Here is an 11,192-nt window from a genome sequence, read left to right on the forward strand (position 1 = left end):
TAGCCGTAGGTTGCTCAAAACACAGTTTTGAGGTTGTAGATAAGACTGACGAAGTCAGTGAGCATATCTACGGCAAGGTGAAGCTGACGTGGTTTGAATTTGATTTTCATTGAGTATTAGTCCAAACCGTAGTTGTAGTCATCATCTTGCATGGCTTCAACTTCACCAAGGAGGTAACCATTTCCGACTTGAGAGAAGAAGTCGTGGTTGGAAGTTCCTGTTGAAATACCGTTCATAACGATTGGATTGACATCATCTGCTGAATCTGGGAAGAGTGGATCTTGTCCCAGGTTCATGAGAGCCTTGTTAGCATTGTAGCGAAGGAAGGTTTTGACTTCTTCCGTCCAACCAACACCGTCATAAAGACTTTCTGTATAGCCTTCTTCATTTTCATAAAGAGTATAGAGCAGGTCGTACATCCATTCTTTGAGTTTTTCTTGCTCTTCTTCAGGTAATTCATTGAAACCAAGTTGGAATTTATAACCAATGTAGGTTCCGTGAACAGACTCGTCACGAATAATCAATTTGATGATTTCCGCAACGTTGGCAAGTTTGTTGTTACCAAGATAGTAGAGGGGAGTGAAGAAACCAGAGTAGAAGAGGAAGGTTTCGAGGAAGACACTGGCAACTTTCTTTTCAAGTGGGCTACCGTTTAGGTAGATTTCGTTGACAATCTCAGCCTTCTTTTGCAGATAAGGATTGGTATTGGTCCATTCGAAAATTTCTTCAATCTCAGCCTTGGTATTCAAGGTAGAAAAGATTGATGAATAAGATTTAGCGTGGACAGATTCCATAAATTGGATGTTATTGAAAACAGCTTCTTCATGTGGTGTACGGATGTCTGCGCGAAGGGCTTCAACCCCTGTTTCAGATTGCATGGTATCAAGAAGGGTTAAACCACCAAAAACTTTTCCGACCAAGTCTTTCTCTTTGTTAGATAGTTTTCTCCAGTCATCCAAGTCATTTGACAAGGGAATACGTGTATCGAGCCAGAATTGCTCTGTCAACTTTTCCCAAGTTGATTTATCGATGACATCTTCGATGGCATTCCAGTTAATGGCTTTGTAGTAAGTTTCCATTTGAAATCTCTTTCTGTGTTTAGTATTGCGAACTCACAATTATTTCTATTTCACCATAATTCTATAGGAGTATCGCACAAAAAGTCGGAAGCCCAACTTTTAAAATGTTACATAAATTATGTTATGACATAGTAGATTTGATTTTATCAGTGCTGCTTAGGGAAAAATAGTGTTTCTATGCTAGAAACTAAATCACACAGCTTTCACATTGGTTGGCACCGACTTCTCCACCATCGTCTGTAAAGGTACGGACGTAGTAGATAGACTTGATACCCTTGTTAAAGGCATAGTTACGAAGGATAGACAAGTCACGTGTCGTTTGTTTATTTTCTTTCTTCCATTCGTAAAGACCTTTTGGAATGTCACTACGCATAAAGAGAGTGAGTGAAAGTCCTTGATCCACGTGTTCAGTTGCAGCAGCGTAAACATCAATCACCTTACGCATATCCATGTCGTAGGCAGAAGTGTAGTAAGGAATGGTTTCTGTTGACAAGCCAGCAGCAGGATAGTAGATTTTACCGATTTTCTTTTCTTGGCGTTCTTCGATACGTTGCGTAATCGGGTGGATAGAAGCAGAGACGTCATTGATGTAACTGATAGAACCATTTGGCGCTACAGCAAGGCGGTTTTGGTGGTAAAGACCATCTGCTTGAACCTTGTCGCGAAGTTCAGCCCAGTCAGCAGCACTTGGGATAAAGACATCTTTGAAGAGTTCTTTAACACGGTCTGATTTTGGAACAAACTCGCCAGTTATATACTTATCAAAGTAGCTTCCCTTAGCATAGTCTGATTTTTCAAAGTTGTGGAAGGTAATACCACGTTCACGAGCAATATTGTTTGACTCAATCAAAGTCCAGTAGTTCATAAGCATAAAGTAGATGCTTGTAAATTCAACAGACTCAGGCGATCCATATTCAATCAGTTGTTGTGCAAGGTAGCTGTGAAGTCCCATGGCACCAAGACCAAAGGTATGAGCTTGGCTATTTCCATGGTCAATAGTTGGTACAGCTACGATGTGTGAACTATCTGTAACGAAAGTTAAAGCACGAACCATAGCACGGATTGAGCGACCAAAGTCAGGTGAAGTCATCATGTTGACCACGTTGGTTGAACCAAGGTTACATGAAACATCCGTCCCCATTTGAAGGAATTCTTGAGCATCGTTGATCAAGCTTGGTTCTTGGACTTGAAGAATCTCAGAACACAAGTTACTCATGATAATCTTTCCATCAACAGGATTTGCACGGTTAGCAGTATCGATGTTGACGACATAAGGGTAGCCAGACTCTTGTTGCAATTTAGAGATTTCAGTTTCCAAATCACGCGCCTTGATTTTTGTCTTGCGAATATTTGGATTTGCGACCAATTCATCGTATTTTTCAGTAATGTCGATGTAGTTGAATGGCACATTGTATTCTTTTTCTACAGAGTAAGGGCTGAAGAGGTACATTTCTTCATTTTTACGCGCCAATTCGTAGAATTTATCGGGTACTACAACACCAAGTGAAAGGGTCTTAACACGAACTTTTTCATCGGCATTTTCTTTCTTAGTTGAAAGGAAGGCGATGATATCTGGGTGAAAGACATTGAGGTAGACAACACCAGCACCTTGACGTTGACCCAATTGGTTTGAGTAAGAGAAGCTATCTTCGAAAAGTTTCATGACTGGTACGACGCCAGAAGCTGCTCCTTCATACCCCTTGATAGGTGCCCCTGCTTCACGAAGGTTGCTGAGGGTAATTCCCACACCACCACCAATACGTGAAAGTTGAAGAGCTGAGTTGATAGAACGTCCGATAGAGTTCATATCATCAGTTACCTGAATCAGGAAACATGATACCAACTCTCCACGACGAGCACGTCCAGCATTGAGGAAAGAAGGAGTAGCAGGTTGGTAGCGTTGGTGGATGATTTCATTGGCAATATCGATTGCAACAGCTTCATTCCCATCAGCGAAATAAAGGGCGTTAAAGAAGACACGGTCTTCCATACTTTCAAGATAGTATTCACCGTCGTTAGTTTTCAAAGCATATTGATTGTAAAACTTATAAGCTGCCATGAAAGACTTGAATTGGAAGTTTTGTTCTTTAATAAATTGCGACAATTCTTCCAAGAACTCTGGACGGTATTTCTTGATAAAGGCTGTTTCGATGTAGTTATGTTCAATGAGGTAGTTGATTTTATCTTTAATTGAATCAAAAACCATAGTGTTTGGAACGACATTTTCTTTAAAGAAGGCGTCCAAGGCTTCCTTATCTTTATGAAGCATGATTTGTCCATTGACAGGACGGTTGATTTCGTTATTGAGACGGAAGTAAGTCACGTCCTCAAGATGTTTTAATCCCATAAAATTTCCCTTATCTAATTACAAAAGAAAGGCTTCTAAGTTAGCCCTAGAAGCAGTTTCTTCTGGACGATGTACTAAGATTATGCTAATTGTTTCAGTTTTCCTGGTTGGAAACCTGAAAAGACTTCAGTTGGTGTTTGAATAATAGGAGCTGCGCTAAAACCGAGTTCTTTGACTTGATCGATGTACTCAGGCTGCTCATCAAGATTGATTTCTTTATATTCAACGTTATTACTGTCCAAGAAACGCTTGGTCATTTTACATTGGACACAATTGTTTTTAGAATAAACGGTTACCATTGTGTAACTCCTCTTTAAAATTTAATACTATCCTAGTATATCAGAAAATAAAAATTTGTCAATGATTTGAACTAAATATAGTGGTCTGTTTTTCTAGTCAAGCTCACAAAGCACAATATGTAGTGTTTGCTTTATAAAATAGCAATGATTATCCTATAAATCGTTTTTAAAGAAACTATATCCTGTGTTTTGTTATCTAGGACAGAAGATTTTCAGCAAGTTATCTGAAAGGAAATTGAAGGAAAATCCAGAAAATGCTTGAAAAAAATCCTAGAAGATGGTATAATACCAAACTGTAAGGGTTATCACATATAACTCAAAAAAAGAAAGAACAAAAGGAGAGTCAAACTATGGCTTCTAAAGATTTCCACGTAGTGGCAGAAACAGGTATTCACGCGCGTCCAGCAACATTGTTGGTACAAACTGCTAGCAAATTTGCTTCAGATATCACTCTTGAGTACAAAGGTAAATCAGTTAACCTTAAATCAATTATGGGTGTTATGAGTCTTGGTGTTGGCCAAGGTGCTGACGTAACTATCTCAGCTGAAGGTGCAGATGCAGATGACGCTATCGCTGCAATCTCAGAAACAATGGAAAAAGAAGGATTGGCATAAGGGAAATGACAGAAATGCTTAAAGGAATCGCAGCATCTGACGGTGTTGCAGTTGCAAAAGCATATCTACTCGTTCAACCGGATTTGTCATTCGAAACTGTTTCAGTCGAAGATACAAACGCAGAAGAGGCTCGTTTGGATGTTGCTCTTGAAGCTTCTCAAAACGAGCTTTCTCTTATCCGCGAGAAAGCTGTAGGTACGCTTGGTGAAGAAGCGGCTCAAGTTTTTGACGCTCATTTGATGGTTCTTTCTGACCCAGAATTGATTGGTCAGATTAAAGAAACAATTCGTGCTAAGAAAGTCAATGCAGAAGCAGGTCTTAAAGAAGTGACTGACATGTTCATCACGATCTTTGAAGGTATGGAAGACAACCCATACATGCAAGAACGTGCAGCGGATATCCGCGACGTGACAAAACGTGTCTTGGCAAACCTTCTTGGTAAGAAATTGCCAAACCCAGCTTCTATCAATGAAGAAGTAATCGTGATTGCACATGACTTAACACCATCTGATACAGCTCAATTGGACAAAAACTTTGTAAAAGCTTTTGTCACAAACATCGGTGGACGTACAAGCCACTCAGCTATCATGGCACGTACACTTGAAATTGCAGCTGTATTGGGAACAAATAACATCACTGAAATCGTCAAAGACGGTGATATCCTTGCCGTTAACGGAATTACTGGTGAAGTGATTATCAACCCAACAGATGAACAAGCGGCAGAATTTAAAGCAGCTGGTGAAGCTTATGCTAAACAAAAAGCTGAATGGGCACTTTTGAAAGATGCTCAAACAGTGACTGCTGACGGTAAACACTTTGAGTTGGCTGCTAACATCGGTACTCCAAAAGACGTTGAAGGTGTTAACAACAACGGTGCAGAAGCTGTTGGACTTTACCGTACAGAGTTCTTGTACATGGATTCTCAAGATTTCCCAACAGAAGACGAGCAGTATGAAGCATACAAGGCTGTTCTTGAGGGAATGAATGGTAAACCAGTGGTTGTTCGTACAATGGATATTGGTGGAGATAAGGAACTTCCTTACTTCGATATGCCACACGAAATGAACCCATTCCTTGGATTCCGTGCCCTTCGTATCTCTATTTCTGAAACTGGAGATGCAATGTTCCGTACACAGATCCGTGCCCTTCTTCGTGCTTCTGTTCATGGTCAATTGCGTATCATGTTCCCAATGGTTGCCCTTTTGAAAGAATTCCGTGCAGCTAAAGCAGTTTATGAAGAAGAAAAAGCAAACCTTCTTGCTGAAGGTGTTGCAGTTGCGGATGACATCCAAGTTGGTATCATGATTGAAATTCCTGCAGCAGCCATGCTTGCAGACCAATTTGCAAAAGAAGTAGACTTCATGTCAATTGGTACAAACGACTTGATCCAATACTCAATGGCGGCAGACCGTATGAACGAACAAGTTTCATACCTTTACCAACCATATAACCCATCAATCCTTCGCTTGATCAACAACGTTATCAAGGCAGCTCACGCTGAAGGTAAATGGGCTGGTATGTGTGGTGAGATGGCTGGTGACCAAAAAGCTGTTCCACTTCTTGTCGGAATGGGCTTGGATGAATTCTCTATGTCAGCGACATCTGTCCTTCGTACACGTAGCTTGATGAAGAAATTGGATACTGCTAAGATGGAAGAGTACGCAAACCGTGCCCTTACAGAGTGTTCAACAATGGAAGAAGTTCTTGAACTTCAAAAAGAATACGTTAACTTCGATTAATGTCATTAACCTTGTAACCTAGTTGCAAGGTTTTTTTGACGCATCTTAGAAAAGTATAGTCTTGTAAAGTACACTTTTAAATGCTCCGGAGGCATGGTATAATAGGGGAAAGTAAATAGAATAAGAGAGAAACCATGTCTAAAGAAATTGATATTGAGTATTATCACCAGCTGGCCTTGCAAAAGCAGAAGGAGCACCGTAAAGTTTTAGCCAATCTAAAGAAAAAACCTCCTAAAAACCTAGACAAGATAGCCCAGCAGATTCACCAAGAAGTCTTTTCGGAGATTGACTGCACCGCCTGTGCCAACTGTTGCAAGACATTGGGGCCTGACTTCAAGGAAGCAGACATCACTCGTATCGCCAAGTATTTTAAAATGAAATTACCTGCTTTTGAAGCAGAGTTTTTGCAAGTAGATGAAGATGGGGACAAGGTTTTTAAATCCATGCCTTGCCCATTTTTAGGAGGAGATAATCTCTGTTCTATCTATGATGTTCGTCCAAAGGCCTGTCGTGAATTTCCCCATACGGACCGTAAAAAGATCCATCAAATCAACCATCTGACGATTAAGAATACCTTAACCTGTCCAGCAGCCTATCTCTTTGTGGAGAAATTAAAGGATAAGTTATAGAGAGTTAAAGGATAAAAAATTTCTAATAATAACTAACAATATGAAGGGAGAACTCTGTGCCTAGACCGAGAACGAAAGAGGAATTAGTATTATCCTCTAAGGAAAATTATGAAAAGCTCAATCGTTTCATCTCCCAACTAAGTGAAGATGAGCTACAGACTCCATTTGATTTTTCAAGAGACCCAAAGAAAAAAGAAGCTCACTGGAAAAGGGATAAAAACCTGCGGGATGTCTTGATCCATCTTTATGAATGGCAGCAGTTACTTTTGACCTGGGTACATTCTAATCAAAAAGGTCACGAAAGATCTTTTCTTCCTGAAGCTTATAATTGGAAAACTTATGGAGAAATGAATGTCGCTTTTTGGAAGAAGCACCAGAAAACCTCCTTAGAAGAAGCGACTAGACTCCTAGAACAATCACATAGAGAGGTTTTAGAGTTGATGGAATGCTTTAGCAATGACGAACTCTTTACCAAAGGTGTCTATAAGTGGACGGGAGGGACAAGTCTAGGTTCCTACTTTATCAGTAGCACCGCCAGTCACTATGATTGGGCTATGAAAAAGCTCAAAGCACATCAGAAGAATTGTAAGGTATAGATGGACTCTTTGAAATTGCAAGAATGAGTTCTTTTAAACGTAATACTCTTCGAAAATCAAATTCAAACTGCGTCAACGTCGCCTTGCCNNTTTCATTGAGTATAAGATAAAAACAAAGGGCCATCAAGTGATGTAGCCCTTTTGAGTAATACAAGCAAATTACCATGCAAAAGCTGTCGTTGGAGCATTGAGAGCTTCTAACCACTGTTTATTCTTCACGGGGCAAAGAGTTACGGATATACCTGCCATATCCAGACTGGTCATAAATGTTCCTGATTTTATAAAGGTAATAGTGACTCCTTCAATTTCTAAGAGTTGAAGGAGATCATTGATAAATATGCCCATTTCTAAGTTGCTGGTAGTGCCTAGATTATTTACAAGCAATATAAAATGATCACCCTTTTTCCAATGATAGTGCAATCTTAATTTACTTATAATTTCATTTGCAAGGATTTCCGATGATTGGAATGGGACGATACGATAGCCTTCTTCGCCATGTATCCCAATACCATAAGAAATATTTCCTTCTTCCAAGTTAAATAGTGGAAGGGTGGCTTGGGGGAGACTAGCCGATTTCCTTGCAAAGCCAATTGTTGCGATTTCGGGAGCAAGCTCATGACCTAAATCAGTTAGTTGCTCGATGTTGGCACCATTTTGAGCTGCAAATCCTAGGATTTTATGAAGTAAGATTGTCCCTGCAAGCCCCCTTCCTCTAATTTGAAATCTATTGTGAGGTTCAATTGAAATATCGTCGTGTGCTAGACTATAGCCGACCTTAATTCCTTCTTTTCTAGCGGTGTTAATGGCCCAGCTAAATTCTTTGATGTCTGCTTCGAAATTTTTTACAATGATGAAGACACCTTGTCCATTATTTAAAAAACGAATAGACTCTAAGATTTCAGTTCTTGTAGGTGGAGTAAATAATTGGCCGTAGATAGCAGCGGTAAGCATTCCTTCTCCCACATATCCAATATGAGCAGGTTCATGACCTGAACCTCCACCCGACAATATTGGAACCTGATGAGGATTGCGATTTTTTTGATAGACTAATGGTAAGGTAGGGTATTTTTCTAATTCAGGGTGACTGCTGACAGTTGCTGAAATATAACTTGAAATAATTTTCTGTTTATGATTTGAAATAAATGTCATTGTGGTCTCTTTCCAATAATTGTCATGATTAGAAAGTCTGGTTGTGGAACTGGACTTTTTTTATTGACGTAAGCCTTCACGATTTCTGCTAGAGCATGTGAATGATAGTCTAACAAAAAACAAGTATAAGCAGATGAATCGATATCAATCTGACCATATTCTCTTAAAATTTTTGATACAAGCAAGCGACAGTAGCTGATAAAGTGGTCATAGAAGCTATTTTGCCCTTGAATATCAAAAAGTTGAATATAAAAGTCACGCTCTTGTTCGAAATAAAGAAATAGTTCTTGTAATAGTTTTTGGCCTGAAATGAAGTCCAAGTTATTGGTGATATACTCGGTTAAGTCATTTTCAAATATCCAGTCTAGCAGTTCATATTTGTCAAGAAAGTGATTATAAAAGGTCTGTCTACGAATGCCAGCTGATTCCATGATATCTACAATAGAGATTTTGTCAAATTCTCTAGTAGCTAATAGGTCTCTAAATGCCTTGGCAATCCGTTTTTTTGTAATAAGTGATGATGCCATAGGAAACCTTTCTTTTACTTACTTCATTTTACCAAAAAAATGTTTGAAACGGGTTTAAAAGGGGACAAATAATAGAATCTGTCCCTTATCAGCCAGCGATAAAAAATATATAATGAAAGCGAAAACAAAGGTAGATGCCGAAAGGAGTTTCTCATGAAAAAAATTATAAATGAACCGACACAAGTTGTTGATGAAATGTTGCAGGGGTTATCATTCATGCATGATGACTTGGTAGAACGTTTAGATGGTTTTGATGTTATCGTTAGAAAGGCAGAAAAGACAGGAAAAGTTGGACTCATTTCAGGTGGAGGTTCAGGACATGAACCAAGTCATGCTGGATTTGTAGGAGATGGAATGTTGTCTGCTGCCATTTGTGGAGCAGTCTTCACTTCACCTACTCCGAACCAAATTTTAGAAGCCATTAAGGCGGCTGATGAAGGTGCTGGAGTTTTCATGGTCATCAAGAACTATTCTGGGGACATTATGAACTTTGAAATTGCACAAGAACTTGCTGAAATGGAAGGTATTGATGTAGCAAGCGTTGTAGTCGATGATGATATTGCTGTTGAAAATAGTCTCTATACCCAAGGGCGTCGAGGTGTTGCAGGTACTATATTAGTCCATAAAATTTTGGGTGATGCGGCTCGTTCTGGTAAAACATTATCTGAAATGAAGGACTTGGCCGATAAACTTGTGTTAGAAATTAAAACAATTGGGCTGGCCTTGTCTGGAGCAACCGTTCCTGAAGTTGGGAAACCAGGTTTTGTTCTAGAAGATGATGAATTTGAATATGGAGTTGGTATTCATGGTGAGCCAGGATATAAAAAAGAGAAAATGCAACCTTCAGCACAATTGGCCTCAGAATTGGTTGAAAAACTATCTGAAGGTTTCCAACTTAAATCTGGTGAACGCTATGGACTTCTCATCAATGGTTTAGGAAGCACTCCTCTTATGGAACAATACGTATTTGCAAATGATGTGGCTAAATTACTCCATGAAAAAGGTGTTGAGTTGGTATTTAAGAAAATTGGAAACTATATGACATCAATCGATATGGCTGGATTATCATTAACATTGATTCGATTGGCAGATGATGAGTGGTTGGATGCTCTAAATGCACCTGTTACTACACCAGCTTGGTAAAACTCAAGGAGGAAATGTCAAATGAATGCTGAACAAGCTCTTGAATGGATGAAGCTTTTTAATGAAAAGATTCAAGAACAGAAAGATTACCTTAGTGAGTTAGACACTCCTATAGGAGATGGAGACCACGGTGGAAATATGGCGCGTGGCATGGCTGCGGTTATGGAAAACTTAGAAGGAAAGCAATTTGAGACCAGCAGTGATGTGTTTAAACTTGTCTCAATGCAACTACTGAGTAAGGTAGGCGGTGCTTCTGGTCCCTTGTATGGATCTGCTTTTATGGGCATGGCCAAGGCTGATTCTAATTCGAAAATAGAGGAAATCTTACAAAGCGGTTTGGATATGATTGTCAAACGTGGGAAAGCAGAAGTTGGAGAAAAGACAATGGTTGATGTTTGGACTCCTGTTATTGCTGCCTTGTCTGCTGGCCAATTGACTCAAGAGGTTATTGATCAGGTAGTGAATGCTACCAAAGATTTACTTGCAACTAAAGGAAGGGCATCTTATGTAGGAGAACGTTCTCTTGGACATATTGATCCTGGATCATTCTCATCAGGATTACTCTTTACTGCTCTTTTAGAAACTGGGGTGGTTTAATGGGAAGTATTGGTCTTGTTATCATTTCACATTCCAAACACATTGCACAAGGTGTCGTTGAACTGATTAGTGAAGTAGCTAAAGATGTTCCGATTACTTATGTAGGAGGAACCGAAGATGGAGGAATTGGAACAAGTTTTGATCAAGTAGATAGGGTTGTTTCCGAAAATCCAGCAGATACTTTATTAGCCTTTTTTGACCTAGGTTCTGCTAAAATGAACTTAGAAATGGTGGCTGATTTCAGTGATAAAAGTATCAGAATCAATAGGGTTCCAATTGTAGAAGGTTCCTATACTGCAGCAGCTCTTCTTCAGGCTGGTGCAGAACTGTCAGTTATTCAAACACAGTTGTCGGATCTTGAAATCAATAAATAAGGAATTTTACTATAACTCTTTTTATAGGTGGGCTATTGATTATCTCAACTATCAAAGTTTAATACTCAATGAAAATTAAAGAGCAAACTAGGAAGCTAG

At 39.4% G+C, this 11,192-nt stretch carries 12 protein-coding genes; 7 read left to right on the plus strand and 5 right to left on the minus strand.

The genetic code is table 11. From position 1 onward, the window contains the following. Positions 1-116: 116 nt before the first annotated feature. The 3 genes from nrdF to nrdH all read right to left on the minus strand — a co-directional run bounded on the left by nrdF (position 117) and on the right by nrdH (position 3,725). A complete protein-coding gene (gene nrdF / locus HT730_RS07415; RefSeq protein WP_100104525.1) occupies positions 117-1,079 on the minus strand; it encodes a class 1b ribonucleoside-diphosphate reductase subunit beta in 963 nt (320 codons plus the stop codon). Between the two features lie 187 nt (positions 1,080-1,266). Further along, positions 1,267-3,426, minus strand: a complete 2,160-nt coding sequence (gene nrdE / locus HT730_RS07420) for a class 1b ribonucleoside-diphosphate reductase subunit alpha (protein ID WP_173307222.1) — start codon at positions 3,424-3,426, stop codon at positions 1,267-1,269. Positions 3,427-3,506: 80 nt separating this feature from the next. Then, a complete protein-coding gene (gene nrdH / locus HT730_RS07425; RefSeq protein ID WP_000259242.1) occupies positions 3,507-3,725 on the minus strand; it encodes a glutaredoxin-like protein NrdH in 219 nt (72 codons plus the stop codon). A gap of 350 nt (positions 3,726-4,075) precedes the next feature. Between nrdH and HT730_RS07430 the strand changes: the two genes are divergently transcribed. The 4 genes from HT730_RS07430 (at position 4,076) to HT730_RS07445 (ending at position 7,303) form a co-directional block, all read left to right on the plus strand. Next, entirely contained in the window at positions 4,076-4,339 is a 264-nt protein-coding gene (locus HT730_RS07430) for a phosphocarrier protein HPr (protein WP_000146947.1), read from the plus strand. 5 nt (positions 4,340-4,344) lie between these two features. Beyond that, complete coding sequence (ptsP, locus tag HT730_RS07435; protein WP_033680190.1) at positions 4,345-6,078, plus strand: phosphoenolpyruvate--protein phosphotransferase; 1,734 nt, start codon at positions 4,345-4,347, stop codon at positions 6,076-6,078. 134 nt (positions 6,079-6,212) lie between these two features. Beyond that, positions 6,213-6,707 (plus strand): YkgJ family cysteine cluster protein, encoded by a 495-nt coding sequence (locus tag HT730_RS07440; protein ID WP_000031484.1) that lies wholly within the window; start codon positions 6,213-6,215, stop codon positions 6,705-6,707. A gap of 56 nt (positions 6,708-6,763) precedes the next feature. After that, on the plus strand, positions 6,764-7,303 hold the full coding sequence (locus tag HT730_RS07445) for a ClbS/DfsB family four-helix bundle protein (RefSeq protein ID WP_173228817.1): 540 nt from the start codon (positions 6,764-6,766) through the stop codon (positions 7,301-7,303). Positions 7,304-7,462: 159 nt separating this feature from the next. On the opposite strand, the gene dhaQ is transcribed toward HT730_RS07445, so the two are convergent. Together dhaQ and dhaS are read right to left on the minus strand one after the other, a co-directional pair. Beyond that, complete coding sequence (gene dhaQ, locus HT730_RS07450; RefSeq protein ID WP_173229809.1) at positions 7,463-8,452, minus strand: DhaKLM operon coactivator DhaQ; 990 nt, start codon at positions 8,450-8,452, stop codon at positions 7,463-7,465. Next, positions 8,449-8,979: a dihydroxyacetone kinase transcriptional activator DhaS gene (gene dhaS, locus HT730_RS07455; protein ID WP_173307223.1), complete on the minus strand. Its 531-nt coding sequence runs from the start codon at positions 8,977-8,979 to the stop codon at positions 8,449-8,451. Before dhaS ends, dhaQ begins: the two co-directional genes overlap by 4 nt. Before the next feature lie 153 nt (positions 8,980-9,132). Between dhaS and dhaK the strand changes: the two genes are divergently transcribed. The 3 genes from dhaK to dhaM are packed head-to-tail and all read left to right on the plus strand — an operon-like array spanning position 9,133 to position 11,093. After that, complete coding sequence (gene dhaK, locus HT730_RS07460; RefSeq protein WP_173229805.1) at positions 9,133-10,122, plus strand: dihydroxyacetone kinase subunit DhaK; 990 nt, start codon at positions 9,133-9,135, stop codon at positions 10,120-10,122. A 21-nt stretch (positions 10,123-10,143) separates the two neighbouring features. Further along, a complete protein-coding gene (gene dhaL, locus HT730_RS07465) occupies positions 10,144-10,719 on the plus strand; it encodes a dihydroxyacetone kinase subunit DhaL (protein ID WP_050242716.1) in 576 nt (191 codons plus the stop codon). After that, positions 10,719-11,093 carry a dihydroxyacetone kinase phosphoryl donor subunit DhaM gene (gene dhaM, locus HT730_RS07470; RefSeq protein ID WP_173307224.1) on the plus strand — a complete coding sequence of 125 codons (375 nt, stop codon included), beginning with the start codon at positions 10,719-10,721 and terminating at the stop codon, positions 11,091-11,093. Before dhaL ends, dhaM begins: the two co-directional genes overlap by 1 nt. Positions 11,094-11,192 lie beyond the last annotated feature (99 nt).

It is taken from the genome of Streptococcus sp. k-628, from assembly GCF_013277475.1.
Taxonomy (GTDB): Bacteria; Bacillota; Bacilli; order Lactobacillales; family Streptococcaceae; genus Streptococcus.